This is a genomic window from Pelomonas dachongensis, from assembly GCF_043555865.1.
In the GTDB taxonomy this organism is placed as follows: domain Bacteria; phylum Pseudomonadota; class Gammaproteobacteria; order Burkholderiales; family Burkholderiaceae_C; genus Pelomonas; species Pelomonas dachongensis.
In genome coordinates, this window is record NZ_JBIGHY010000001.1 from 562341 (window position 1) to 585605 (window position 23265).

At 71.4% G+C, this 23265-nt stretch carries 24 protein-coding genes; 13 read left to right on the plus strand and 11 right to left on the minus strand.

Translation table 11 applies throughout. The annotated features are described in order from the left end of the window. Positions 1 to 119: 119 nt before the first annotated feature. The 6 genes from ACG02S_RS02750 to ACG02S_RS02775 all read right to left on the minus strand — a co-directional run bounded on the left by ACG02S_RS02750 (position 120) and on the right by ACG02S_RS02775 (position 6317). Positions 120 to 1643 (minus strand): Do family serine endopeptidase, encoded by a 1524-nt coding sequence (locus ACG02S_RS02750; RefSeq protein ID WP_394468908.1) that lies wholly within the window; start codon positions 1641 to 1643, stop codon positions 120 to 122. 94 nt (positions 1644 to 1737) lie between these two features. Beyond that, positions 1738 to 2844: a ThuA domain-containing protein gene (locus tag ACG02S_RS02755; protein ID WP_394468909.1), complete on the minus strand. Its 1107-nt coding sequence runs from the start codon at positions 2842 to 2844 to the stop codon at positions 1738 to 1740. Between the two features lie 75 nt (positions 2845 to 2919). Continuing rightward, positions 2920 to 4236 (minus strand): sensor histidine kinase, encoded by a 1317-nt coding sequence (locus tag ACG02S_RS02760; RefSeq protein ID WP_394468910.1) that lies wholly within the window; start codon positions 4234 to 4236, stop codon positions 2920 to 2922. Beyond that, on the minus strand, positions 4233 to 4901 hold the full coding sequence (locus tag ACG02S_RS02765; RefSeq protein WP_394468911.1) for a response regulator transcription factor: 669 nt from the start codon (positions 4899 to 4901) through the stop codon (positions 4233 to 4235). Before ACG02S_RS02765 ends, ACG02S_RS02760 begins: the two co-directional genes overlap by 4 nt. 56 nt (positions 4902 to 4957) lie before the next feature. Then, positions 4958 to 5851, minus strand: a complete 894-nt coding sequence (locus ACG02S_RS02770; protein ID WP_394468912.1) for an NAD(P)/FAD-dependent oxidoreductase — start codon at positions 5849 to 5851, stop codon at positions 4958 to 4960. Beyond that, positions 5841 to 6317: an Rrf2 family transcriptional regulator gene (locus tag ACG02S_RS02775; protein WP_394468913.1), complete on the minus strand. Its 477-nt coding sequence runs from the start codon at positions 6315 to 6317 to the stop codon at positions 5841 to 5843. Before ACG02S_RS02775 ends, ACG02S_RS02770 begins: the two co-directional genes overlap by 11 nt. 235 nt (positions 6318 to 6552) lie before the next feature. Here ACG02S_RS02775 and ACG02S_RS02780 point away from each other — a divergent pair, with 235 nt between their 5' ends. From ACG02S_RS02780 to ACG02S_RS02795, 4 genes are all read left to right on the plus strand, one after another. Beyond that, complete coding sequence (locus ACG02S_RS02780) at positions 6553 to 7338, plus strand: transporter substrate-binding domain-containing protein (protein ID WP_394468914.1); 786 nt, start codon at positions 6553 to 6555, stop codon at positions 7336 to 7338. A gap of 88 nt (positions 7339 to 7426) precedes the next feature. Further along, positions 7427 to 8095, plus strand: coding sequence for an amino acid ABC transporter permease (locus tag ACG02S_RS02785; RefSeq protein ID WP_394468915.1), 669 nt, complete (start codon positions 7427 to 7429; stop codon positions 8093 to 8095). Next, positions 8092 to 8745 carry an amino acid ABC transporter permease gene (locus tag ACG02S_RS02790; protein ID WP_394468916.1) on the plus strand — a complete coding sequence of 218 codons (654 nt, stop codon included), beginning with the start codon at positions 8092 to 8094 and terminating at the stop codon, positions 8743 to 8745. The genes ACG02S_RS02785 and ACG02S_RS02790 overlap by 4 nt, the downstream gene beginning before the upstream one ends. Then, positions 8729 to 9505 carry an amino acid ABC transporter ATP-binding protein gene (locus ACG02S_RS02795; protein ID WP_394468917.1) on the plus strand — a complete coding sequence of 259 codons (777 nt, stop codon included), beginning with the start codon at positions 8729 to 8731 and terminating at the stop codon, positions 9503 to 9505. The genes ACG02S_RS02790 and ACG02S_RS02795 overlap by 17 nt, the downstream gene beginning before the upstream one ends. A 4-nt stretch (positions 9506 to 9509) precedes the next feature. On the opposite strand, the gene ACG02S_RS02800 is transcribed toward ACG02S_RS02795, so the two are convergent. After that, positions 9510 to 10301, minus strand: a complete 792-nt coding sequence (locus tag ACG02S_RS02800) for an SDR family NAD(P)-dependent oxidoreductase (protein WP_394468918.1) — start codon at positions 10299 to 10301, stop codon at positions 9510 to 9512. Between the two features lie 224 nt (positions 10302 to 10525). Between ACG02S_RS02800 and ACG02S_RS02805 the strand changes: the two genes are divergently transcribed. Then, entirely contained in the window at positions 10526 to 11218 is a 693-nt protein-coding gene (locus ACG02S_RS02805; RefSeq protein ID WP_394468919.1) for an ATP-binding cassette domain-containing protein, read from the plus strand. 17 nt (positions 11219 to 11235) lie between these two features. On the opposite strand, the gene ACG02S_RS02810 is transcribed toward ACG02S_RS02805, so the two are convergent. From ACG02S_RS02810 to ACG02S_RS02820, 3 genes are read right to left on the minus strand one after another with little or no spacing between them, the layout of a single operon-like run. Next, positions 11236 to 13746, minus strand: a complete 2511-nt coding sequence (locus tag ACG02S_RS02810) for an ATP-binding protein (RefSeq protein WP_394468920.1) — start codon at positions 13744 to 13746, stop codon at positions 11236 to 11238. A 42-nt stretch (positions 13747 to 13788) separates the two neighbouring features. Beyond that, complete coding sequence (locus ACG02S_RS02815; RefSeq protein WP_394468921.1) at positions 13789 to 14580, minus strand: ABC transporter substrate-binding protein; 792 nt, start codon at positions 14578 to 14580, stop codon at positions 13789 to 13791. After that, complete coding sequence (locus ACG02S_RS02820; RefSeq protein WP_394468922.1) at positions 14577 to 15221, minus strand: HD-GYP domain-containing protein; 645 nt, start codon at positions 15219 to 15221, stop codon at positions 14577 to 14579. Before ACG02S_RS02820 ends, ACG02S_RS02815 begins: the two co-directional genes overlap by 4 nt. A 90-nt stretch (positions 15222 to 15311) precedes the next feature. Between ACG02S_RS02820 and ACG02S_RS02825 the strand changes: the two genes are divergently transcribed. The 6 genes from ACG02S_RS02825 (at position 15312) to ACG02S_RS02850 (ending at position 20658) form a co-directional block, all read left to right on the plus strand. Beyond that, positions 15312 to 15920 carry a helix-turn-helix domain-containing protein gene (locus ACG02S_RS02825; RefSeq protein WP_394468923.1) on the plus strand — a complete coding sequence of 203 codons (609 nt, stop codon included), beginning with the start codon at positions 15312 to 15314 and terminating at the stop codon, positions 15918 to 15920. A gap of 20 nt (positions 15921 to 15940) precedes the next feature. Next, positions 15941 to 16666, plus strand: a complete 726-nt coding sequence (locus ACG02S_RS02830; RefSeq protein ID WP_394468924.1) for an Hpt domain-containing protein — start codon at positions 15941 to 15943, stop codon at positions 16664 to 16666. A gap of 142 nt (positions 16667 to 16808) precedes the next feature. Further along, the gene (locus tag ACG02S_RS02835; protein WP_394468925.1) at positions 16809 to 17183 is read left to right on the plus strand and encodes a response regulator; all 375 of its coding nucleotides are present in this window, start codon (positions 16809 to 16811) and stop codon (positions 17181 to 17183) included. A gap of 188 nt (positions 17184 to 17371) precedes the next feature. Beyond that, the gene (locus ACG02S_RS02840) at positions 17372 to 18880 is read left to right on the plus strand and encodes a DUF1800 domain-containing protein (RefSeq protein WP_394468926.1); all 1509 of its coding nucleotides are present in this window, start codon (positions 17372 to 17374) and stop codon (positions 18878 to 18880) included. An 8-nt stretch (positions 18881 to 18888) separates the two neighbouring features. Then, positions 18889 to 20145 (plus strand): DUF1501 domain-containing protein, encoded by a 1257-nt coding sequence (locus ACG02S_RS02845; RefSeq protein WP_394468927.1) that lies wholly within the window; start codon positions 18889 to 18891, stop codon positions 20143 to 20145. Positions 20146 to 20412: 267 nt separating this feature from the next. Then, the gene (locus ACG02S_RS02850) at positions 20413 to 20658 is read left to right on the plus strand and encodes a hypothetical protein (RefSeq protein ID WP_394468928.1); all 246 of its coding nucleotides are present in this window, start codon (positions 20413 to 20415) and stop codon (positions 20656 to 20658) included. A 49-nt stretch (positions 20659 to 20707) separates the two neighbouring features. Here the strand turns inward: ACG02S_RS02850 and ACG02S_RS02855 are convergent, their stop codons facing one another. After that, entirely contained in the window at positions 20708 to 21058 is a 351-nt protein-coding gene (locus ACG02S_RS02855; RefSeq protein ID WP_394468929.1) for a DUF2200 domain-containing protein, read from the minus strand. Between the two features lie 115 nt (positions 21059 to 21173). On the opposite strand from ACG02S_RS02855, the gene ACG02S_RS02860 reads away from it, so the two are divergent. Both ACG02S_RS02860 and ACG02S_RS02865 read left to right on the plus strand, forming a co-directional pair. Beyond that, positions 21174 to 22451, plus strand: coding sequence for an efflux RND transporter periplasmic adaptor subunit (locus ACG02S_RS02860; RefSeq protein ID WP_394468930.1), 1278 nt, complete (start codon positions 21174 to 21176; stop codon positions 22449 to 22451). 112 nt (positions 22452 to 22563) lie between these two features. After that, positions 22564 to 23259: an ABC transporter ATP-binding protein gene (locus ACG02S_RS02865; RefSeq protein WP_394468931.1), complete on the plus strand. Its 696-nt coding sequence runs from the start codon at positions 22564 to 22566 to the stop codon at positions 23257 to 23259. Positions 23260 to 23265: the final 6 nt, after the last annotated feature.

Here is a 23265-nt window from a genome sequence, read left to right on the forward strand (position 1 = left end):
GCAGCGGCTCGGGTGATCAGGTGCCGACCGATGCCTTCGTGAGTTTTCACGGCGAACGACGCACGAAAAAAAGCGGGCCGACCGGCCCGCCTGAAGGGTGTGCATCGAGAGTGGGCGGATCAGCCCAGCCGCACCGGCACAAAGATCTGCTGCCCGTCGCGCGCCACCAGCAAGGCGACCGACTTCGGCGAGTCCTTCATGGCGGCGCGCACCTCGTCGATGTTCTGCACCGGCTTGCCGTTCAGCGCCAGCAGCACGTCGCCCGCCTGCACGCCGGCCAGCTGCGCCGGGCCGGTCACGCGTTCGATCAGCAGGCCGCCGTCCAGCCCCGAGCCGCGCAGCTCCTGCGGCTGCAGCGGGCGCAGCGCCAGGCCCAGCTGGCCGCCCTGCGGCGCGGCGCTGGCTTCCTGGGCCTCCTTGTCGGCGCGGCCCAGCGCCACGGTCTCACTGACGCGCTTCTTGTCGCGCCACAGCTCCAGCTTCAGCTTGTCGCCGGGCCGCGCCAGCCCGACGCGGCTGGACACGTCACCCGCCACGCGCACCGGCTCGCCGTCCACCTGTGTGATGACGTCACCCGCCTTCAGCCCGGCCTTGGCCGCGGCACTGTCCGGCATCACGCTGGACACCAGCGCACCGTCAGGCGCGTCCAGTCCGAACGAGGAGGCCAGCGGCGCCGAAAGGTCCTGCAGCGTCACGCCCAGCCGCGCATGCTCCACCTTGCCGTGGGCGACGATCTGGTCCTTGATCCTCAGTGCCACGTCCACCGGGATGGAAAACGCCAGGCCCTGGAAGCCGCCGCTCTGCGAAAAGATCTGCGCGTTGACGCCGATGACGCGGCCCGACGCGTCGAACAGCGGGCCGCCCGAGTTGCCGGGGTTCACGGCCGCGTCGGTCTGGATGAAGGGCACCACGCTGTCACCGGGCAGCGAGCGGCCCTTGGCGCTGACGATGCCCTGCGTGGCCGTCTGCTCGAAGCCGTACGGCGCACCGATGGCCAGCACGTAGTCACCCACCTGCACCTGCTTGGGGTCGCCCAGCTGTACGGTGGGCAGGCCCTTGGCGTCCACCTTCAACACGGCGATGTCGGTGGCCGGGTCGCTGCCCAGCACCTGGGCCGAGTACTCGCGGCGGTCGCTGAGCTTGACGGTGACCTGCTTGGCCTCGCGCACCACGTGGGCGTTGGTCAAGATGAGGCCGTCGGGGCTGATGATGAAGCCCGAGCCCTGGCCGCGGAAGGGCTGCGCACCCTGCTGCGGCATGCGCAGGTTGGGAATGCCGCGGAAAAAGCGGAAGAACGGGTCGTCCTCCATGCCGGGGCCTTGCTGCATGACGGCCGGGCCGTCGGTCTTGTGAAGGCCGGCGACGGTGATGCCCACAACGGCTGGACCCTGCGTCTGCACGATGGCGCGGTAGTTGGGCACGGGCGCCGCGGGCAGGGCGCTCGGCGCCGCGCCGGGCGTGGCGACGGGTGACGCCGCGGCCACGACGACCGGCGCCTCCGCGGGGGCGGCAGCGGTGACCGGTGCCTTGTCCTTGAACAGCGTGGGAAGCGTCCAGCCGGACGCGGCGGTGGTCAGCGTCACGCCCGCGCCCAGCAGCGCGGCGGCGGTGGCGGTCAACGCGATTCGGGTGTTCTGGGTCATCGAAAGCTCCTGGGGCGACAGGCTGCGGTGCAGCGGATGCCCGCAGTCTGGGCATGCCAAGTGAGCGCTGCGTGAGGCGAAGGTGAGGTGAAAGTTAAGGTGCGGTTGCGGGCATCGCGCGTGATGCCCCCGAGCAGTGCGCTGCGCTCTTGCCCGCTGCCCACGTGACCGCCTGCTCCAGCAGCGTCACGTGCTGCGGCACGGCATAGGCCTCTGGCCGGTGCCCGATGGCCGAGTAGAACGCGCGCCCGCGGCCCACGCAGCGGGTCCAGACGATGGGGTGGTCTGAGCCCATGGCCAGGTCGCCGGGCGCGTAGGTGCTCTCGTCCAGCGTGGCCAGGATGTAGGCGCCGCCGGCGCGCGGGTTGTTCTTGAACGAATACCACTCGTCGCTCATCGTCCAGCCGTCGCCCAGTCCCGCGACGATGGGGCTGGCGCGGTCCTGGATGACGATGCGGGCGTCCTGGAACTGCGGCTTCATCGGGTGGCCCTTGAAGCGCGCGCCGACCAGCGTATCCACGTACCAGTCCCAGAAGGTCTGCGGGTCGCCGCCCGAGCCGTGGACGCCGACAAAGCCGCCGCCTGCCTCGATGTAGCCCTGGAACGCTGCGCGCTGCGACAGCGTCAGCACGTCACCGCTGACGTGGTTCCAGATCACGGCGTCGAAGGAGCGCAGGTACGCCGGCGTCATCGCGCCGCCCTTGTCGGTGACCGTCAGCGACCATCCGCGCCGTTGTGCCATGGCTTGGAGGACGTTTCTCGCGGCCTGGATGGCCGGTCCGTGGAGGAAGCCGTTGACCTTCTCGAACACGAGCAGCCGCGAGGCGCCGGGTGAGGCGGGCGCGATGGCGGCCGGGGGCACATCGTCGTCATAGCGCGCGCAGCGGGCGGCGCGATCCGCCTGGTTGACGGGCACGGCGCGCAGCTGCGCATCCAGCGTCTGCAGCGCCGGGAAGCCCGGCTGTGCCGCCAGGGAGCGCAGCGTGATGAGCGTCGCAAAGCTCGGTGTCAGGGTCTTGGTCTGCCAGTCCGGCAGTGCCTTCGCACCGGGCCAGGCGCGGTGCAGCACGGCGGTGGCGGCCGGTGACAACAGCACGTCGATCAGCGGGCTGTCCACCGAGAACGGCGCGTCGCGCAGCGGGCAGTCGGTGACCGGCGCGGCTTGAGCGGCCGCCGTGACGAGGGCCAGCAGAGGGGCCATGCATGTCTTCTTCATCGGACTCACTCGACATCCACCAGGCCCGTATGTTCGCCCGTTTCGGGCGCGGCGGTGCAGTCAACCCGGCCAGCGGATCTCGGCGCGCAGCCCGCCCAGCGGTGCGGTGTCCAGTACCACAGTGGCGCCCTGCTGGCGTGCGGCCGCTTGCACGATGGCCAGGCCCAGGCCGCTTCCCTCCACCGTCGCCACGTCCTCGCCGCGCTGAAAGCGGTCGAACACGCGCTCGCGGTCCGCGGGCGGGATGCCGGGGCCGTCGTCGTCCACGCGCAGCAGCGGCGCGCCGCGCGGGCCCCGCAGCGCGCTGACCCGCACCGCGCGCGCGCCGTACTTCACCGCGTTGTCGATGAGGTTGCGGCAGGCGCCGCGCAGCGCCTGCGGGTCGCCGGCGAGCGGCAGCGGGTCGGGTGCGGTCAGCGTGACGGCGACGCCCGCCCGGGCCGCCAGCGGCTGCACGTCGGCCACCGCCTGGCGCGCCAGCTCCGCCAGGTCCAGCGGCAGGTCGGCGGCTTCTGCACCCGGCTCGGCGCGGGCCAGGGCCAGCAGCTGTTCCACCAGATGCGCCGCGCGGTCGATGCCGCCGCGCAGCCGGGCTATTGCCTCGTCCTGCTGCTCGCCCGGAGCCGAGTCACGCAGCAGGCCCAGCTGCAGCTTCAGCGCCGTCAGCGGCGAGCGCAGCTCGTGGGCGGCGTCGGCCACGAAGCTGCGCTGTGCGTCAAAGGCCGTGGCCAGCCGCCCGAGCAGGCCGTTGAAGGCGTCCACCAGCGGCGCCACCTCGCCGGGCAGGCCGGCGGTGGGCAGGGCGTCCAGCGCCGTCGCACCGCGCGCCTGCGCGGCCTGCGTGACACGCGCCAGCGGCGCCAGCGACACGCCGATCAACCACCACACGGCCGCCGCCACCAGCGGCAGCGCCACCGCCACTGGTGCGATGCTGCGCAGCGCGGCCACGGCAGCCAGCTTCTGGCGCACGGCCAGCGGCTGCGCCACCTGCACCACCCGCTGCGGCGTGGCGGCGCTGAACACGCGCCAATCCTGCCCGCCCAGGCGCTGGTCAGAGAAACCCAGCACCGCGCGCGGCGGCAGCGCCTCGGTCATGCCCTGCGGCCTGCTGGAATACAGTTGCAGCCCCTGCACCGACCAGATCTGCACCACGTAGTCCAGGCTGGGATCGGCCAGGTTGGCGGCCTCGTCGGGCGCGATGCGGCCCTGGTCGCGCAGCGACAGCGCCGTCTGGCGCAACTGGTAGTCGAAAAGCTGGTCGGCTTCGGCGCGCACGCTGACGTAGGTCGCTCCGGCCACCGCCACGGCCGTCACGGCGCCCAGCACGGCCAGCAGCGCGAACAGCCGGCCACGCAGCGTCGACAGCAGGCGGCTCATGATTTCTCAGGGCCGGCGTAGTAGCCCAGGCCGCGCACCGTATGCAGAAGATCGGCGCCCAGTTTCTTGCGCAGCTGGTGCATGTAGACGCTGATGGCGTTGCTTTCCAGCTCCTCGCCCCAGCCGTACAGCCGGTCCTCCAGCTGAGCGCGCGACACGATGGCGCCCGGTCGCTCCAGCAGCGCCTGCAGCAGCGCGAACTCGCGCCCCGACAGTAGCACGGCCTTGCCGGCCCGGGTCACCTCGTGCGTGGCCGGGTCCAGGCGCAGGTCGGCCACCTGCAGCGCGCTGTCGGTGCGCCCGCTCTGGCGGCGCGCCACGACGCGCAGCCGCGCCAGCAGCTCGTCCAGCTCGAAGGGCTTGACGAGGTAGTCGTCCGCGCCGGCGTCCAGCCCCGCGACTTTGTCTGCCGTCGCGTCGCGCGCGGTCAGCACGATGACTGGCGTCGCGTCGCCGCGGGCGCGTAGCGCGCGCAGCACGTCCAGGCCGCCGCGCTTGGGCAGGCCGAGGTCCAGTAGCACCGCGTCGAAACGCTCACCGCTGGCCAGCACCGCATCGGCGGCCTGGCCGTCGCGCACCCAGTCGGCCGCAAAGCCCTGGCGGCGCAGCGCCTCGCGCAGGCTATCGCCGATCATGGGGTCGTCTTCGACGAGGAGGAGGCGCATGCGGGTCGGGGCGGGGCGGTGAGACAGCGGTGAATTCTGACCGTGTGCCGGGCGCGTCAGAACATCGCCGACCGGTGCGCGCCGAAGCCCGCCATGACGCCGTCGCCCACCGCCAGCGCCACGTTGCCGGTGGCGCGGGCTGCGTCGCCGCAGGCGAACACGTTCGCCACGCTGGTCTCCCGCGTGGCGCCGACCTGGATAAAAGGTCCCATCGGCCCGTCCACCATCGCGCAGCCCAGCTGAGCCGCGACGGGGCTGGCCATGGACGTGCGAGGCTGCGTGAACAGGCCGGCCATGCGCAGCACACGGCCATCGGCCAGCACCACGTCGGCCTCGCCCTCGATGCGCAGCACCGGCGTGGTATCGACGTGAGTGCCGCGCCGCGCCAGTTCTGCGCGCTCTTCGTCGTTGGGGGTGCAGAGGCCGTTCAGGAACAGCGTCGTGCGGCCCCAGTCGGGCAGCATCAGCGCTTGGTGTTGCGCCATTGGCGTGGCGGCGATGACGCCGATCTCGCCGCCGCCCAGCTCGTAGCCGTGGCAGTAGGGGCAGTGGAAGACGCTGCGGCCCCAGCGCTCGGCCAGTCCCGGCACCGGCGGCAGCTCGTCACGCACGCCAGTGGCCAGGATGAGTCGCCCGGCGCTGACGGTGAGGTCGCCGACGCGGAACGCGAACCGGCCGTCTGTCGCCACGTGCGCGTCTTGGGCGCTGCCGTCCAGCCATTGCACGCCGGGGTAGCGCATCAGCTGGGCCTTGGCCTCGGCGGCTATTGCCGCAGGCGCACGGCCGTCCTGGGTCAGGAAGCCGTGCGAGGTCAGGCCGGCGACGTCAACGGCGCGGTTGCGGCGCTGGCCGGCGTCCACGACCAGCACCTGGCGGCGCGCGCGGGCCAGCTGCAGCGCGGCGGACAGGCCGGCAAAGCTGCCGCCGATGACGGCGAAATCAATCTGCATGGTGATGCTCCTCAAGTCGGTGGGGCGTGCCTGCTGCGTGGTGGTCGGCCAGGCGGTGGTGGAAGTCCCGCGACAGCGCCGCCAGCGTCACAGCGCCGAGCCGCTCCAGCAGCAGCACCTCGGCGTCGCGCACGGCGGCGCCCAGCGCCTCGTTGACGGCCAGTGCCACCAGGCACTCCGGCCGGTCCTCGCGAAAGCCCAGCGACACGAAGCGCGGCGCGCCCAGCGCCTCGTGCACGTCGCGCAGCGTGATGCGATCCAGCGGGCAGCTCAGCACCCAGCCCCCGCCGTGGCCCTTGGACGACGCGACCAGCCCGGCCTCGCGCAGACCGGTCATCAGCCGGCGTAACACGACGGGGTTTGTCTGCATCGCCATCGCGAGTTTGTCGGACGTGGCGGGGCCATCGCTCTCGGCCATGTGCAGCAGCACGTGCAGGACATCGGACAGCTGGCTGTTTGATTTCATGAAACATTATTGGTTGCATGAAATGACCGCACGGTGATGAGGGGCGCTGTTGTCCGGTGCTGCCGCAGCGTGGTGCAGGGCGGGGGCGACGGGCACTGGCTTGGTGCCGCGTCGCAGGCGTCGGCCCGGATGCGTGCGTGCGCGCGGCCTGGCAAGGCGTGAGCGCTGGCACGGAAGCTGCGCCAAGCCTTCGCATACTTCTCGAAACCGTCGACAAGCTGCCCAGGAGACCCGCATGACCTCGACCCTCACCCGCCGCCTGCTGATCGTGGGCTTGAGCCTGCTGGCCGCCGGCGCCCACGCCCAGACGGCGCTGGACACCATCACGAAGAGCAAGAAGATCAAGATCGCCGTGCCGACCGACTACCCGCCGTACGGCTTCGTCGGCCCCGACATGGCACCTCAGGGCCTGGATGTGGCCATGGCGCAGCTGATCGGCGCCAAGCTGGGCGTGAAGGTCGAACTGGTGCCGGTGACGAGCGCCAACCGGATCGCCTACCTGCAGACGAAGAAGGCCGATCTGGTCATCTCAACGCTGGGCAAGAACCCGGATCGCGAGAAAGTCATCAACTTCAGCGCCGCCTATGCACCGTTCTTCCAGGCGGTGTTCGCGGCCAAGAGCCTGCCCATCAAGACCTGGGCCGACCTGGGCGGCAAGACGGTGGCTGTGACGCGCGGCGCGATGGAAGACCAGGAGCTGGCCAAGGTGGCGCCGGCCACGCTGGAGTACAAGCGCTTCGAGGACAACAACGCCACCATCGCCGCTTTCGCCGCCGGTCAGACCCAGTTGCTGGCCACCAGTGCGGCCGTCGCCGGCAACTTGATGCAGCGCAACCCGGGGCTGAACACCGAATACAAGCTGCTGCTGAAGGACAGCCCCTGCTACGTCGGCGTGGCCAAGGGCGAGGACGCCCTGCTGGCCAAGGTCAACGCCATCATCGCGGCGGCCAAGGCGGCAGGCGAACTGGAGGCGCTGTCCAAGAAGTGGCTGAACCGCAGCGCCGGCGAACTCCCGTTGTGAGCTGACGCCATGAAGCCCCCACGCGCTCTTCGTTCACGGCCCCCGAGGGGGCGCGTCAGTGCCTTCGGGGCGGCCGGGCAGCACTGACATGATCAGCTTCGACTTCGCCGCCGTGCTGGCCGAATGGCCGCTGCTGCTCAAGGGTCTGGCGTGGACGGTGGGCCTCACGTCGATCGCCACGCCGCTCGGCCTAGTCATCGCTGTGCTCGGTGCCTGGTCGCGCGCCAGCGGACCTGCGTGGTTGCGGCGCGTGCTGGGCGTCTACGTCGAGCTGCTGCGCAACACGCCCTTCATCGTGCAGCTGTTCTTCATCTTCTTCGGCCTGCCGGCGGCGGGCGTGAAGCTGTCGCCCGAAGCGGCGTCGCTGATCGCCATGACGCTCAACCTAGGCGCCTACGGCACCGAGATCCTGCGCTCTGGCATCCAGGCCACGCCGCGCGGGCAGTGGGAGGCAGCGCAGAGCCTGGCGCTCAGCCCTGTGCAGGTGTTTATGCGCGTGGTGCTGCCGCCCGCCTTCCAGCGCGTGTGGCCGGCGCTGACCAGCCAGATCATCATCGTCATGCTGGGCTCGGCGGTGTGTGGCCAGATCTCCACCGAGGAGCTGAGCTACGCGGCCAACCTGATCCAGAGCCGCAACTTCCGCGCCTTCGAGGCCTTCATCGTCGCGACGCTGGCCTACCTGGTGCTGTCCATCGCCGCGCGCCATCTGCTGATGTGGGCCGGGCCGCGCTTCATCTTCGGCCGGAGGTCGGCATGATCGAGTTCACCTTGTGGGACATCGTTCGCAACCTGTTGCTAGCGCTGCGCTGGACGGTGGCGCTGTCGGCCATCGCCTTCGTCGGCGGCGGCCTGGTGGGCGGGCTGCTGCTGACGCTGCGGCTGGGCCTCGGGCCGCGCACGCGGCGCGTCATCGGCTGGTATGTGCAGCTCTTCCAGGGCACGCCCCTGCTGATGCAGTTGTTCCTCGCCTACTTTGGCTTGGCGCTGCTGGGGCTAGAGGTGTCGGCCTGGACGGCCGCGGCGCTCGCATTGACGCTCTACACCAGCGCCTACCTCGTCGAGATCTGGCGCGGCTGCGTGGAGGCGGTGCCCAAGGGGCAGTGGGAGGCGGCGCGCAGCCTGGCCTTGAGCTTCGGCGAGCAACTGCGCCACGTCATCCTGCCGCAGGCGTGGCGGCTGGCCATCGCGCCGACGGTGGGTTTCCTCGTGCAGGTCATCAAGGGCACGGCGCTCGCGTCGGTCATCGGTTTCGTCGAGCTGACCAAGGCGGGCAGCATGATCGCCAACGCCAGCTTCAAGCCCTTCCTCGTCTTCGGCTGCGTGGCGCTGCTGTACTTCGCGCTGTGCTTCCCCATCAGCCTCTTTGCTCAACACCTGGAAGGCAAGCTCCATGGCCGCCCGTCCTGAAGCCATTCACTCGACGCTCGGGTCGGACCCCATCGTCCGCATCACGGCGCTGCGCAAGTCCTACGGCGCGAACGAGGTGCTCAAGGGGATCGACCTGGACGTGAAGCGCGGCGAGGTCATCGCCATCATCGGCAAGAGCGGCTCGGGCAAGAGCACGCTGTTGCGTTGTGTGAACGGGCTGGAGCAGTTCCAGGACGGCGCGCTCACCGTCAACGGCCGGCCGCTGCTGCACGAGAGCGCCATGGCCATGCGCGAGCTGCGTCAGCAGGTGGGCATGATCTTCCAGGGCTTCAATCTCTTTCCACACCTGAGTGCAGGCCGCAACGTGATGCTGGCGCCCATGCTGGTTAAGAAGCGCAGCCCCAACCAGGCCGCCGAGCAGTCCACCAAGTTGCTGGCCCGCGTGGGCCTGGCGGAGAAGTTCAACGCCATGCCCGACCAGCTCTCCGGTGGCCAGCAACAGCGCGTGGCCATCGCCCGCGCGCTGGCGATGGAGCCGGCCGTGTTGCTGTGCGACGAAATCACGTCGGCGCTAGACCCGGAGCTGGTGGGCGAGGTGTTGCGCGTCGTCGAATCGCTTGCGGAAGAAGGCATGACGCTGCTGATGGTCACGCACGAGATGAGCTTCGCCCGCAAGGTGGCCGATCGCGTCATCTTCATGCATCAGGGTCGCGTGCACGAGATCGGTCCACCGGCCGAGCTGTTCAGCGCGCCGCGCACGCCGGAGCTGAAGCAGTTCCTGTCGTCCCTGCACGATTAGCGCGTCAGAACGCGCTCTTCGTCGTGCCGCCGTCCACCCGCAGCGCCGCGCCCGTGGTGGCCGAGGCGAGCGGGCTGGCTACGTAGGTCACCATGGCGGCCACCTCCTCCGGCGTGCCGAAGCGCTTGATCAGCGATGTCGGCCGCACCTTCTCGAAGAACTCGGTCTCGAACTCGGCGAACGTCTTGCCTTCGGCGCCGGCGAGCTGCTCGACGAAGTCGTTGACGCCGCGCGAGCGCGTGGGACCGGGCAGCACGCTGTTGACGGTGATGCCGGTGCCGGCCAGCGACTCGGCAAGGCCGCGCGACACGGCGAGCTGCGCCGTCTTGGTCGTGCCGTAGTGGATCATCTCGGCCGGGATCTGCACGGCGCTTTCGCTGGAGATGAAGATGATGCGGCCCCAGTCGGCGGCCTTCATGGCCGGCAGCACCAGCCGCGCCAGCCGCACGCCGCTCAGCACGTTGACGTCGAAGAAGCGCAGCCAGTCGGCATCCGGGATCTGCTCGAACGGCTTGGGCTCGAAGATGCCGAGGTTGTTGACCAGGATGGCGATGCCGGGGTGACGGTGCACCAGCGCCTCGGCGACGTCGGCCTGGCCGAGGTCGCCGGCGAAGCCCAGCGGCTGGCGCCCGGTGGCGGCGGCGATGGCCGCGACGGCCTCGTCCACCGCCGTCTGCTTGCGGCCATTGACGATGACGCGGGCGCCTTCTGCGGCCAGCGACTTCGCGATGGCGAAGCCGATGCCGGCGGTGCTGCCGGAGACGAGGGCGAGGCGATCGGTGAGCTGCAAATCCATGGCGGGCCTTTCGTGAACAGGCACCGGGTGTAGCCGATGCTGTTCGTCCTTTCTCGGCCTGGGGCTGTTCGGCACTGCGCCGGTGCTGGCCGTGCCCAAGGCTGGACAGACGCAGGCAGCCCTGCTGCGCGGCGCCTCGGGAAAAATACTGGCATGAAAGCTGCGATGTCCATCCCATGGTCAGCAGCAGTTCGACGGAGTTCCATGCCGACCCGATGGCGCCCATGCTTCGCTTGCGCGCACTGCACCATCGCCGGGGGCGCACCGAGGTGCTGCGCGATGTCGACCTGGACGTGATGCCCGGCGAGGTGCTGGCCATCGTCGGGCCGCGCGGCGCCGGCAAGAGCACGCTGCTGCGCTGCCTGGCCGGCCTGCAGCCGCGCCAGCACGGCAGCCTGATGCTGGCGGGCCGGCTGTTGCCGCCCGGCGGCCCGCTGCCAGCGCAGATGGCACTGCTGTGCAGGGGCCTGGACCTGCTGCCCGGCCTCAGCTTGGGTCAGAACGTCATGCAGGCGCCGGCGCTGGCGGGCGCCGCCGACGCCGCCGAGCGTGCCCGCGAGCTGCTGGCGTGCGTGGGCCTGGCCCGGCAGTTCGACACCCTGGCCGGCGCACTGAGCCGTGGCGCTCAGCAGCGTGTCGTCATCGCGCGCACGCTGGCCAGCGAACCCGCCGTGCTGCTGTGCGACGACATCACGCGGCCGCGCGACCCGGCAATGACGGTCGAAGTGGCGCTGGCGTTGCGCACGCTGGCGACCTGGGGGCTGACGCAGGTGGTCGTGACCGAGGACGCTGCGCTGGCGCGCAGTGCCGACCGCGTGCTGCAGTTGCGCGGCGGCCGGCTGCAGCCGCTGCAGTCGCCGTCACCGGGGCCGACGCACGTGGCGGGTTTGCACCGTCTGTCGCGCCTCGGGACCTGAGTGCCGCGGTGCCGCGTTTACCGCGACGTGTGCTGCGTATCGCCCACGCGGGTGGCCGGCAATGCCAGCGAAATGATGGCGCCGCCGCCGTCGCGGTTGGCGGCCCACACGCGCCCGCCGTGCGCCTGGGCGATGCGCCGGCAGATCGCCAGCCCCAGTCCGGTCCCGCCGTGGCTGCCCTGCGTGGCGCTGGACTGCACAAAGGCCTCAAAGATGGTCTCCAGCTCGTCCGGCGGAATGCCGGGGCCGCGGTCGGCCACCTCCACGCGCACCTCGCCGCCGTCCGCGAGGCCGGCATGCAGCTCGATCAGGCCGCCCTCGGGCGAGAAGCGGATCGCGTTGGCCAGCAGGTTGCGCAGCAGCTGCTGCAGGCGCTGCGGGTCGGCCAGTGCGATCAACGGCTCGTCGCCCAGCGCGCAGCTCAGCTGCAGCCGCCTGGCGGCCAGCAGCGGCGCCAGCTCGCGGGCGATGTCGTCCGCCGGCGCGCGCAGGTCCAGCCGTTCGGGCCGCAGCGGCTCGGCGCCGCGCTCGATCTTGCTGAGGTCCAGCAGGTCGTTGACCAGGCCCAGCATGCGCGTGCCGGCGCGGTGCACGTCGTCGAACAGCGGCGCCAGGCGCGGCTGTTCACGCGCGCGCAGCGTGCCGATCTCGGCAAACCCGAGGATGGACTGCAGCGGCGTGCGCAGCTCGTGGCTGACGTTGGCGATGAAATCGGACTTGGCGCGCGAGGCCTGCAGCGCCGCGTCGCGTGCCGACAGCGTGGCGCGCTCGGCCTCGCGGAAGTCGCTGATGTCCATGAAGCATACGACGATGCCCATCGGCCGGCCGTGCGCGTCCGGGAACGTCGCCTTGCTGATGTAGAGGTCGCGCCGCCGGCCGTCGCTGCCGTGCCAGACGGCCTCGTAGCTGATCTCGCCGCCGCGCGCCAGCAGCTCGGCGTCGCGCGCGTCGTGCAGCGCAGCCTCGTCCGCACTCAGGTAGCTGGCCGCGCGGCGGCCCAGCACGTCACTGCGGCGCCGGCCGGTGAACTGCTCCCAGGCGCGGTTGACGTCCAGGTAGCGGTTGTCGTGGTCCAGCACCGCCGTTGGCAGCGGGCTGCTGCCCAGCAGTGAGCGGGCCAGGCCCAGCTGCGCGCGCAGCTCGTCCTGCGCGCGCATCAGGCTGCTGACGTCGGCCGCGCTGCCCACCCATTCCAGGCCGCCGTCCGGGTGGTGCAGCGGCACCAGGTGGATTTCGCAGGCGCGCGGCTGTCCGCCCGGGCCCACCCATTCGGCGCGTAGCTGGCGTGGCAGTGCATCCTCCGCAGCGCCGGTGTCGAACAGCGCCGCCACCGCCGGCGCGCCGCCGAACAGCGCATCCAGCGGCCGGCCCAGCACGCCGCTGACCGACTGGCCGCTGAGGCGCGCGTAGCCCTCGTTGACGAAGCTGAGCCGGCCGGCGGCGTCGGTGCGGAACAGCAGGTCCTGCACGCTGCCGACGATGGCGCTCAGCTCGCGCTCGCGCTCGGCCGCCTGGCGCTGCGCGTGGTCCAGCGCCAGTTGCGACCGCTCGCGCTCGCGCAGCGCCGCAGCGGCGACGCCGGACAGCCCCAGCAGCGCCGCGGCCAGGCCCAGCGCCGGCAGGCCGAGGTCGCGCAGCATCGCCAGCCACTGCTCCCGCAGCACCTGACGCGGCAATTCGAGTAAGACGACGAAGGGCCGTGCGCGCAACGCCCGGTAGGTGCCCAGCTGCGGTGCGTCGCGCAGGCCAGGGCCCTCCCAGCGGCCGCGCTCGTCACCGTCACGCACGCGGGCCAGCGGCGCGCCCGGTGCCAGCAGGCGCGGCTGATGCTGGCCCGCATGCAGCTCGCTGCCGCCGGTGGCCGCCAGCACCTGGCCGTCCAGGCTGACCAGCGCGGCGGCGGCCCGTGGGTCCTGCAGCGTCATCTGCTGGAAGTTGGCCAGCGCGTCCGGGTTCAGCAGCGCCACCAGCAGCGCCTGCCGGCCGCCGTCGGGGCCGGGCAGCGGCAGCGTGCGCAGCAGCGGGATGAAGCCCACGCCGGGTGGCACGATGACGCGGCGCCGCTGTGCATCCAGATCGGCCAGGCTGCGCGCGGCGACGAACCTGCCCACGTGCTCCTGCCCCACCGCCGGCCACGGGCCCAGTGCCCTCGGCGCGATGTGTGCCTGCCGGTCCGCCGGGTCGGCGGCGGCCAGCACGCGGCCGTCTTCGTCCACCAGTGCAAGGCCGCGCAGGAAGCCCAGGCTGGCCTGCGTCTGGCCCAGTGAGGCCTGCAGCACATCGGCCGGCGCGCCGCGCGCGGCCATGTCGGCCAGCCCCACCAGCGCCACCTGGGTGGCGTCCAGGCTGCGGCTGGCATGGTCTTCCAGCACGCGCACCAGCAGGGCCTGGCGCGCGGCCAGCTCGACGTCAGCTTCGCGGTGTTCGTGCCACAGCGTGTAGGCGGCGCCGGAGAGCAGGGTGACGGCCAGCAGCACGCCCGCGCCTGCGGTGATGCTGCTCGGGCGCCAGCGGGTGCGGTTGAGCATGGGGCTTGAGGCCTGGATACTGCTGCGGTGTTGAAGCCGGCCCTAGCGCGTCAGCACGATGGCAGCCAGGCCGTGGCGCTCGGCTGCCTGGCGCAGTCGGCCATCTCGCTGGATGCGGGCGACGAAGCCGTCCACCGTGTCCAGCCAGGCCGCGTCACCCGGGCGCACGGCGTAGGCGTAGGGCAGCACGTGGAAGGGCTTGGCCGGCGCGACGAGGCGGGCCCAGTCGGCGCTGTCCAGCAGTCGACGGCTGTACGGGTAGTCGGTCATGAAGGCGTCCACGCGGCCGGCTTCCAGCTCACGCTCGCGCGTGTCGGGCGGCTGCACGGTCACGAGGGTAGCCTGCTTCAGCGCCTGGGCCATCACGGGCTCCATGAAGGTGCCGGCCTGCACGGCGATGCGCACGCCGGGACGGTCCAGGTCCTCCCAGCGCTGCACGACGCGGCTGCTGAGCGTTGTGACGGCGTAGATGTCGCTGGCCATGTAGGGGCGCGTGAAGCGTAGCTGGCGCTCGCGCTGCGCGGTCTTGCCGACCGCGAACATGGCGACGTCGCAACGCCCAAGCTGCAGGTCTTCCACCAGCGTGGCGAACGACGAGTCCACGTAGCGGGGGCTGACTTTCAGATCGGCAGCGAAGGCGGCCGACAGGTCGATGTCCATGCCGGTGAGCTGGCCGGTGCGCGGGTGGCGCAGCGAAATGCCGTGGTACTCGGGCCAGATGCAGATGCGAAGCTCACCGCTGGCGCGCACGCGCTCCAGCGTGGGGGCTGCAGTGGCCGTCGCCGTGGCCGTACCCCCCACAAGCAGCGAAATCAGCAGCGCCGGCCAGTTCACCGGTCGGCCCGATCCGCCACGGGGCGCTGGCCGGCGTCGATGCGGTCGCGCAGCGCGATCAGCTCGGGGGCATGGGCGATGAAGGTGGCGACGATGTCCGGGTCGAACGCACTGCCGGCCTGCTCGGCCAGCATGGCCAGGCCCAGGTCGTCGGCGCGGGCGGGGCGGAAGTCGCGGCGCATGGTCAGAGCGTCGAAGTAGTCCACCACGGCGACGATGCGCGCCGACAACGGAATGGCCTTGCCGCGATGGCCGAGCGGGTAGCCGTTGCCGTCCCAGCGCTCGCGGTGGTTCAGCGCGATCTCGGCGGCCAGTGCGAACAGCGGCAGGCGCGAGCTACCCAGCAGCGCGGCGCCGCGCTGCGGCTGCGCCCGGCGAAGGCGGCGCTGCTCGGCGGCGGTCAGCGGCCAGTCGGGCTGGAAGGAGGTCGCCGTGGGATCGAACTCGCCGATGTCGTGCAGCGGCGCGGCCCGGCGCAGCAGCTGCGCGGTGTCGGCGTCCAGCCCCAGCCGGCGCGCCAGCGCCTCGGCCAGATAGCCCAGCCGCACGCGGTGGGCTCGTATGCCGTCGTCGCGGTCCGGCGGCGCCGGCCGTGGATCGGCAACCGGTGACGTGCGGGAAAAGGGCGAGATGGACGACATGCGGAACTCCGGGACAGCGCGGTGAGTATCGATCTGTATTCGTTTTTATCAAATATGCTGAAGCCCCAGAACATCGATGAATTCGGCAAAATGTCCCGCGTGAACTCCCTGCCCGATTCGCCCGACACCTGCTCTACCACCGAAGCCGCCCAACGACTGGGACTCGCCGTGCGTTCAGTCCAACTGATGGTCGACCGCGGTGAGCTGCAGGCCTGGAAGACGCCTGGCGGCCACCGCCGCATCCTGCGCGCCTCGCTGGAGGCATGGCTGTCCGGCCGCGCACCCACGACCCGGCCCGCCCAGCCGCCGCGCCCGGCGGCCAGACCGCTGACGCTGCTGCTGATCGAGGACTCGGCGCACTTCCAGAACCTCATCGCGTTGGTGGTCAAGCGCGAGCTGCCGGACGCCGAACTGCACATCGCTTCGGACGGCATTGCGGGCCTGGCGATGGCGGGCCGGCTGGAGCCGGACCTGCTGCTGATCGACATCCTGCTGCCCGGCATCGACGGTGCGGCGCTCATCACCGGCTTGCGTTCGCATGCGCAGTTCGCGCGGAGCCAGCTGATCGTCATCACCGCGCTGGACGAGGCGCAGCGCGAGCCTTACCGCTTTGCGCTTGAAGGCGTGCCGGTGGTGCACAAGCCCGCGCTGGTGACGCAGCTGCCGCCGCTGCTGGCGCAGGCCACCTCCGCGGCCTGACCCGGCGCCGCCCCACTGCCATGCCTGCGCGCCTGCTGCTGATCGAGGACGACGCCTCCATCGCCCGCTTCGTCGAGCTGGCGCTGGAGGAGCTGCCGGCGCTCATCGCGGAGGCGCCGGCCGTGCAATTGCAGGTGGCGCGCAGCCTGGCCGAGGGCCGCGCGGCGCTGGCGCAGGGCGGCTGGCAGCTGGTGGTCAGCGACCTGATGCTGCCCGACGGCTCGGCCGAGACGCTGCTGGCCGAAGGCGTGGCCCGCGCGGACGGCGCGCCGCCGTGGCTGGTGTTCAGCGCCGGTGTGGCCGATGCGCGCGCGCAGCAGCTGGCCGCGCTCGGCGTGGCGCGCACGCTGCGCAAGCCGGTGCCGCTGGCGCAGTTGCTGGCAGCCATGGTGGAGCTGCTGCAGCCCAGCCTGCCGGGCGCGCCCGAAGCGGTGGCGGGGGCGGTGGCGGGAGACCCGGTGCAAGACCATTTCGGCGGCGACCGCGTGCTGTACGAGCAGTTCCGTGTCGGCTGCGCCAGTCGCTTTGCCGACGACCTGGCGCAGGGCGACGCCGCGCTCGCCGCCGCCGATGTGTCGACGCTGCGCCGAGTGGCCCATGGCTTGAAGGCGGTGCTGACGCTGCTTGGCCAGCCGGCCCTGGCGGCCCGCGCCCAGGCGCTGGAGGAGGCGGCCACCGGCGGCGACATTGACGGCTGGCCGGCCATGGCAGCGGCGCTGCGGCATTGGATGGCGGGGCCGGCATAGGCCACCCTTTCTTTGCGGGTATCGAAGTTATCAAAGAATTGATAACCTGAACGCCGAGTCCTGATGCCATGAAGCTGCTGCACACCCTCCCTGCCACCCCCCGCCGCGCGGCGTTGCCGCGCCCCGTCCTTTGAGGCCCGACATGGCAAACCGTTCGGTGCTGTATGTCGAGGACGACCCGGTCAACGTGCTACTGATGCAGGGCATCCTGGAACTGCATGGCGGCTGCCAGTTGCTGGTGGCGCGCAGCGGCAGCGAGGCTTGCACCACCGTGGCGGAACGGCAGGTGGACCTGGTGCTGTGCGACCAGCACCTGCCGGACGCCGCCGGCGACCAGCTGCTGGCGCGGCTGCGCGAGGTCGGCCTGCCGACCAGGGTGCCGGCCGTGCTGGTGACGGCCGAGCCCGGCTACCTCGCGGCCACGCTGGCCGAGCGCGGCGGGTTCGATGCCTTCTGGACCAAGCCGCTGGACGTGGCCGGCACGCTGCGCAGCCTCGAACGCTGGCTGGATCGCTGACGCCGGACGACTGGCCGAGCGCCGGGCCGCCACGAGCATCGCCGTCCAACCGGGAAACCGATCAGGCACGCCGCCTTCAGCGGGCGGGCGTGAGCGAGGGCGCTCCGACACAAATCTTTGCGCTTCCGCCACACGAGCTTGTGTGCACTGCGGGATGCTCCGCTGCGCCAACGGACAGGAGACCCCCGATGATAAATCGCCGCTTCGTGCTGGGCTGCGCGGTCGCGCTGGCAGGTGCTCCGCTGGCCCGGCTTGCCGGTGCCGCAGCAGCGTCTGCCGGTGGCCCGCTAAGCGCCGACGAACGCGCGTTGCACGCGCTGAACCGTCTCGGCTACGGCCCGCGCCCGGCTGACGCCGCCGTCATCGCCGCTCAGGGCGCCGAGCGCTGGCTGGCGCGCTTCCTGGATGAACAGCTGCAGCCGCGCCTGCTGCCGGTGCCAGAGCCGCTGGCCACGCGGCTGGCCGGCCTGGAGGTTCTCAGGCTCGACCAAGCCGCGCTGCTCTCTCGCTACCGCGACGCCGTTCGCGCGGCCCGCGAGGCGCGGCGCGAGCAGGCCCAGGGCCGCATGCCCGACGCCGACGCGCTGAACGCCGTGCGCGAGCAGGTGCGCCCGCTGGTGCTGCAGGCCGGCACGGCCCGGCTGGCCCGCGCGCTGCAAAGCCCCGCCCAGCTGGAGGAGGTGCTGACCGAGTTCTGGTTCAACCACTTCAACGTCTTTGCCGGCAAGAACGCGGTCGGCGTGCTGCTGGCCGACTACGAGCAGCACGCCATTCGCCCGCATGTGCTGGGGCGCTTCCGCGACATGCTGGGCGCCACGGCGCGGCACCCGGCGATGCTGATCTACCTGGACAACGCGCAGAGCGTAGCGCCGGCCGCGGCGCGCCCGGGTGGGGCACGCCGTGGCGGCCTCAACGAGAACTACGCCCGCGAGCTGATGGAGCTGCACACGCTGGGCGTGGACGGCGGCTACACGCAGCGCGACGTGACCGAGCTGGCGCGCATGCTGACCGGCTGGGGCGTCAATGCCCGCGCAGGCCGCGGCGAGGCCTTCGAATTCGACGCGCGCCGCCACGACCGTGGTGACAAGACCTGGCTAGGCCAGGCCATCGCTCCCGCGGGCCAGGCCGAGGGCGAGCGTGCGCTGGACGTACTGGCGGCGCACCCGGCCACGGCCCGCCACCTGGCGTTCAAGTTCGCGCAGGCCTTCGTCGCCGACCAGCCGCCGCCAGCGCTGGTGGCGCGGCTGGCCGACAACTTCAAGGCTACCGGCGGCGACCTGCGCGAGCTGACGCGCACGCTGATGCGCACCGACGAGTTCTGGAGCCGGGAGGCCTACCAGGCCAAGTTCAAGACGCCGTACCAGTACCTCGTCTCCAGCCTGCGCGCGCTGGATCTGCCGCTGACGAATCCCCAGCCGCTGCTGCAGGCGCTGCAGCAGGCCGGCCAGCCGCTGTACGGCGCGCAGACGCCGGACGGCTACAAGAACACCGCCGCAGCCTGGCGCAACCCCGAGGCGCTGACGCAGCGCGTGCAGCTGGCGACGACGCTGGGCCAGCGCAGCGGCATGGGCGCCGAGCGGCTGGGCAGCACGCTGGGTGCGTCGCTCAGCGACGCGACGCGCCGCACGCTGGCGGCCGAACCCGCCGGCCAGCAGGTGGCGCTGCTGCTGGCCTCCCCTGACTTCATGAAGCGATAGGAGCCTCCATGCTGCGTCGTCAACTGCTGCACTTCGGTGCGTTCACGCTGGGCGGCCTGCCCGTTTCGCTGGTGCGCGCCCAGGGCGGCGCGCAGAAAAAGCTGGTCGTCGTCATGCTGCGCGGCGCGGTGGACGGGCTGTCCGTCGTCGCGCCCTACGGCGAGCGCGACTACGCCGAGGGCCGGCCGCAGATCGCGCTGCCGGCGCCGGGCGCCGACGATGGACTCATCAAGCTGGACTCGCTGTTCGGCCTGCACCCGTCGCTCGCGATGCTGAAGCGCCACTGGGATGGCGGCCAGCTCGCCTTCGTGCACGCCAGCGGCTCGCCCGACCCGACGCGCTCGCACTTTGACGCGCAGGACTACCTGGAGTCCGGCACGCCGGGCCGCAAGTCCACACCCGACGGCTGGATGAACCGGCTGCTAGCCGCGCTGCCCGGCGAGCCGGCGCCCACGCGGGCCATCAGCCAGGGCAACACGCCGCCGCGCATCTTCTCGGGCACCGCCAGCGTCGCGAGCCTGGGCCTGGGGCCCAACGCGCTGCAGCGCCGCGCCATTGACAACCCGCAGATGCAGGCTGGCCTGGCCAAGCTCTATGCCGCTGATGCCCCGCTGCGCAGCACGCTGCGCGACACCACCGAGGGTCGTGGCGAGATGGCGCGCAGCATGGCCTCGGGCAACGCGATGGCGGGCGGCATGGCGGGTGGCCGGTCCGTGGACCCGTCTGCCGACGCCGGTGCGCCGTCCGCACGCAGCTTCGCGGCCGACGCGCAGCGGCTGGGCACGCTGATCCGCAAGGACCCGCACACCCAGCTGGCGTTCACGGCGGTGGGCGGCTGGGACACACATGTCAGCCAGGGGGCCGCGCGCGGCGCCCTGGCCAACCGGCTGGCCAGCCTGGGCGAGGGCCTGGATGCGCTGGCCCGCGGGCTGGGTGACACGTACCAGGACACGGTCATCGTGGTGCTGAGCGAGTTCGGCCGCACCGTGCGGCAGAACGGCAATGGCGGCACCGACCATGGCCGAGGCAACGTCATGTGGCTGCTGGGCGGTCCCATCGCGGGCGGCCAGGTGCTGGGCGACTGGCCGGGGCTGGACGCCGCCGCACTCGCCGACGGCCGCGACCTGGCTGTCACCAGCGACTTCCGCCAGGTGCTGGCGCCGGTGCTGCAGCGCCACCTTGGCTTGTCGGAAACCGCGCTGGCAGCAGTGTTTCCCCAGTCACCGCAGACTTGGCGTCACGCAGGCAAGCTGATGCGCGCCTGAAACCGCAGCGCGACCCACCGGGAGACGAGCATGAACCGAAGCAACAGCCCCTTGTTCGGCCTGTGCGTGGCGGGCGCCGTGCTGGCCTATTGCTTCCTGGTGGCGACTGGGGTGGCCTGAGCGGGGGCTGCGGTCGGCGGCCGCGGTCCGTCTCGCGATTCCGCAGTTCATCCGCTCCTGACGGTGATCCATCGCGCCGCGCTCGCGCCGGTCTGGGTGCTTGCAGACACTGCAAGCACTGACACAGCCAACCCACCGGAGCTCGCCATGAACACCGCCGCCCAGACCTTCATCGTCGCCCTCGCTTCCGTCGCCGCCGCAGCCGCCATCGGCGTGGGCCTGGCCAACCGCACCGCCGCCCCGGCGACCGACGTGGTGAAGCTGGAGCGCGTGGTCGTCACGGGCAAGCGCGCCGACGCGCCGATGATCGCCAAGCTGCCGCGCGTGGTCGTCGAAGGGCGCCGCGCCGACACGATGCTGGCTGCAGCCCCGAAAGGTGTACGCCGCGCCTGAAGCCGCACGGCCGTCAGCCACCCACCCGCCGCAGGCGGGCTTTCTCTTTTCAGCGGCGCAGGATCTTCTCCATCGCTTTGCCCTTGGCCAGCTCGTCGATGAGCTTGTCCAGCCAGCGCAGCTGCTGCATCAGCGGGTCCTCGATGTCCTCCACGCGGATGCCGCAGACGACGCCCTTGATCAACGGCGCATCCGGGTTCAGAGCCGGCGCGTCGGCGAAGAAGGCGCGGAAGTCCCGCCCCTCGTCCAGCACGCGCTGCAGCCCGGCGGCGTCGTAGCCGGTCAGCCACTCGATGATCCGGTCCACCTCCGCCTGGGTGCGGCCCTTGCGCTCGGCCTTCTGCACGTACATCGGGTAGACCTTGGCGAAGGCGGTCGAGAAGATGCGGTGTTCGCTCATTCGCGAATGCTAGCGGCCGGACTGTCCGGGCACTGTCCGCGGACACCGTCCGTCGCGCCAAGTGCTTGATTCATCAAGGCGAGACCGCTGGCACACGGCTTGCAAAACGAGTGCCATGAACTCCGGTTTTCGCGACACCTCCGAGCAGGACCGCCCGCTCGCCCGACCTTCCCGGCGCTGGCCGCTGCTGCTGGCCGGCGGCGCGGTGCTGGTGGCTGTGCTGGCCTTCACCGCCTGGCCGCGTGTCAAGCATCTGCTGTCCGCCGACAGCACTGTCAGCGTCGCGCGGCTGGGCATCGCGACGGTCGACGTGGCGCCGTTGACGCGCGATGTGGCCGGCGAGGGCCGCGTCGTGGCCGCGCAGAGCCCCACGCTGTTCGCCCAGGGGGCCGGCACGGCCACGCTGCTGGTCAAGGCGGGTGACCCCGTCAAGCAGGGCCAAGTGCTGGCGCGCGTGGATTCTCCCGAGCTGACCAACCGCCTCGCGCAGGAGCGCAGCAACGTGGACGCGCTGCGCGCTGACCTGGCCCGTGCCGAGGTCGAGGCGCGCCAGCAGGCCGCCGCGCTGCAGAGCGCCTACGAGAACGCCCGCATCGACCAGCAGACCGCGCAGAACGACTTGGCGCGCCAGACCCAGGCCTTCGAGGCCGGGGCCACGGCGCGCATGCAGGTGGAGCGCGCGCAGGACGCGCTGGCCAAGGCCAGGCTGGCGCTGGACCAGGCCGCCGGCCTGCGCGGCCTGAAGACCGACAGCCTGAAGCTGGACGTGCAGGCCAAGCAGAGTGCCCTGTCGCGCCAGCAACTGCTGGTGGCCGACCTGGAACGCCAGGTCGGTGAGCTGCAGGTGCGCTCGCCGGTGGACGGACAGGTGGGCCAGCTGTTCATCGCCGACCGGACGAACTTGGCGCGCGACGCCAAACTGCTGTCGGTCATCGACCTGTCGGCGCTGGAGGTGCAGATGCAGGTGGCCGAGAGCTTCGCGCGCGAGCTGCAGCCGGGCATGCCAGGCGAGATCACCGGGAACGGCCAGCGCTGGGCCGGCCAGGTCAGCTCGGTGTCGCCCGAGGTCGTCAACGGCGAGGTCGCGGCCCGGCTGCGCTTTGCCGGGGCGCAGCCGGAACAGTTGCGCCAGAACCAGCGCCTGAGCGTGCGCGTGCTGCTGGACCGCCGTGACAAGGTGCTCGGCGTCACGCGTGGCAGCTTCGTGGACGAGAGCGGCGGCAGCTATGTCTACGTGGTGCGCGGCGGCGTGGCCGAGAAGGTGCCCGTGAAGCTGGGTGCGCGGTCGTTGGAGCGGGTCGAGGTGGTGTCGGGCCTGAAGGCCGGTGACCGGGTGGTGATTTCCGGGGCCGACAACTTCAAGGGCGCGGATCGCGTGTTGGTTGCGGATTGAGGCTGTTTGATGAATGCGTTCTCGACACGTTCGGCTTCTCGTGAGATGCCGGGCGGAACTCTCGGCACCTTGCCACCAGGCAAGTGCCACTAAAACGACAGGAACCTCCCCCATGCTCCAGATGGAAAAACTGCAGAAGGTCTACCGCACCGAGATGGTCGAGACTTACGCACTGCGCGACTTCAACCTGACGGTGAAGGAGGGCGAGTTCGTCGCCGTGACCGGCCCGTCTGGTTCCGGCAAGACCACCTTCCTGACCATCGCTGGACTGCTGGAGGCCTTCAGCGCCGGCGTCTACAAGCTCGACGGCATCGACGTCAGCCGCATGGGCGACGCCGAGCGATCGCGCATCCGCAACCAGAAGATCGGCTTCATCTTCCAGGCGTTCAACCTCATTCCCGACCTGAACGTGCTGGACAACATCGAGGTGCCGCTGCGCTACCGTGGCATGGGCGGCGCCGAGCGCAAGAAGCGCGCGGCCGACGCGCTGGCCCGCGTGGGCCTGTCGGCCCGCGCAAAGCACTACCCGAGCGAGTTGTCCGGCGGTCAGCAGCAGCGTGTGGCCATTGCCCGCGCATTGGCCGGCGAGCCGCGGCTGCTGCTGGCCGACGAGCCCACCGGCAACCTCGATAGCGCGATGGCGCGCAGCGTCATGGAACTGCTGGAGGAGCTGCACCGCGACGGCGCCACCATCGTCATGGTCACGCACGACCCCCAGCTGGCGGCGCGCGCACAGCGCAACGTGCACGTCATCGACGGCCAGGTCGTGGACCTCAGCGCCGAACTGAAGATGGCCCTGCCGGCCTGAGCTCAG

Excerpts from the sequence above, each read along its gene's own strand:
- ACG02S_RS02840 (WP_394468926.1), top strand. The coding sequence starts at position 17,372 with ATGATAAATCGCCGCTTCGTGCTGGGCTGCGCGGTCGCGCTGGCAGGT.
- ACG02S_RS02805 (WP_394468919.1), top strand. The coding sequence starts at position 10,526 with ATGCTTCGCTTGCGCGCACTGCACCATCGCCGGGGGCGCACCGAGGTG.
- ACG02S_RS02785 (WP_394468915.1), top strand. The coding sequence starts at position 7,427 with ATGATCAGCTTCGACTTCGCCGCCGTGCTGGCCGAATGGCCGCTGCTG.
- ACG02S_RS02780 (WP_394468914.1), top strand. The coding sequence starts at position 6,553 with ATGACCTCGACCCTCACCCGCCGCCTGCTGATCGTGGGCTTGAGCCTG.
- ACG02S_RS02850 (WP_394468928.1), top strand. The coding sequence starts at position 20,413 with ATGAACACCGCCGCCCAGACCTTCATCGTCGCCCTCGCTTCCGTCGCC.
- ACG02S_RS02750 (WP_394468908.1), bottom strand. The coding sequence starts at position 1,643 with ATGACCCAGAACACCCGAATCGCGTTGACCGCCACCGCCGCCGCGCTG.
- ACG02S_RS02800 (WP_394468918.1), bottom strand. The coding sequence starts at position 10,301 with ATGGATTTGCAGCTCACCGATCGCCTCGCCCTCGTCTCCGGCAGCACC.
- ACG02S_RS02790 (WP_394468916.1), top strand. The coding sequence starts at position 8,092 with ATGATCGAGTTCACCTTGTGGGACATCGTTCGCAACCTGTTGCTAGCG.
- ACG02S_RS02810 (WP_394468920.1), bottom strand. The coding sequence starts at position 13,746 with ATGCTCAACCGCACCCGCTGGCGCCCGAGCAGCATCACCGCAGGCGCG.
- ACG02S_RS02775 (WP_394468913.1), bottom strand. The coding sequence starts at position 6,317 with ATGAAATCAAACAGCCAGCTGTCCGATGTCCTGCACGTGCTGCTGCAC.
- ACG02S_RS02755 (WP_394468909.1), bottom strand. The coding sequence starts at position 2,844 with ATGGCCCCTCTGCTGGCCCTCGTCACGGCGGCCGCTCAAGCCGCGCCG.
- ACG02S_RS02795 (WP_394468917.1), top strand. The coding sequence starts at position 8,729 with ATGGCCGCCCGTCCTGAAGCCATTCACTCGACGCTCGGGTCGGACCCC.
- ACG02S_RS02860 (WP_394468930.1), top strand. The coding sequence starts at position 21,174 with ATGAACTCCGGTTTTCGCGACACCTCCGAGCAGGACCGCCCGCTCGCC.
- ACG02S_RS02820 (WP_394468922.1), bottom strand. The coding sequence starts at position 15,221 with ATGTCGTCCATCTCGCCCTTTTCCCGCACGTCACCGGTTGCCGATCCA.
- ACG02S_RS02765 (WP_394468911.1), bottom strand. The coding sequence starts at position 4,901 with ATGCGCCTCCTCCTCGTCGAAGACGACCCCATGATCGGCGATAGCCTG.
- ACG02S_RS02845 (WP_394468927.1), top strand. The coding sequence starts at position 18,889 with ATGCTGCGTCGTCAACTGCTGCACTTCGGTGCGTTCACGCTGGGCGGC.
- ACG02S_RS02770 (WP_394468912.1), bottom strand. The coding sequence starts at position 5,851 with ATGCAGATTGATTTCGCCGTCATCGGCGGCAGCTTTGCCGGCCTGTCC.
- ACG02S_RS02760 (WP_394468910.1), bottom strand. The coding sequence starts at position 4,236 with ATGAGCCGCCTGCTGTCGACGCTGCGTGGCCGGCTGTTCGCGCTGCTG.
- ACG02S_RS02835 (WP_394468925.1), top strand. The coding sequence starts at position 16,809 with ATGGCAAACCGTTCGGTGCTGTATGTCGAGGACGACCCGGTCAACGTG.
- ACG02S_RS02855 (WP_394468929.1), bottom strand. The coding sequence starts at position 21,058 with ATGAGCGAACACCGCATCTTCTCGACCGCCTTCGCCAAGGTCTACCCG.
- ACG02S_RS02825 (WP_394468923.1), top strand. The coding sequence starts at position 15,312 with ATGTCCCGCGTGAACTCCCTGCCCGATTCGCCCGACACCTGCTCTACC.
- ACG02S_RS02830 (WP_394468924.1), top strand. The coding sequence starts at position 15,941 with ATGCCTGCGCGCCTGCTGCTGATCGAGGACGACGCCTCCATCGCCCGC.
- ACG02S_RS02865 (WP_394468931.1), top strand. The coding sequence starts at position 22,564 with ATGCTCCAGATGGAAAAACTGCAGAAGGTCTACCGCACCGAGATGGTC.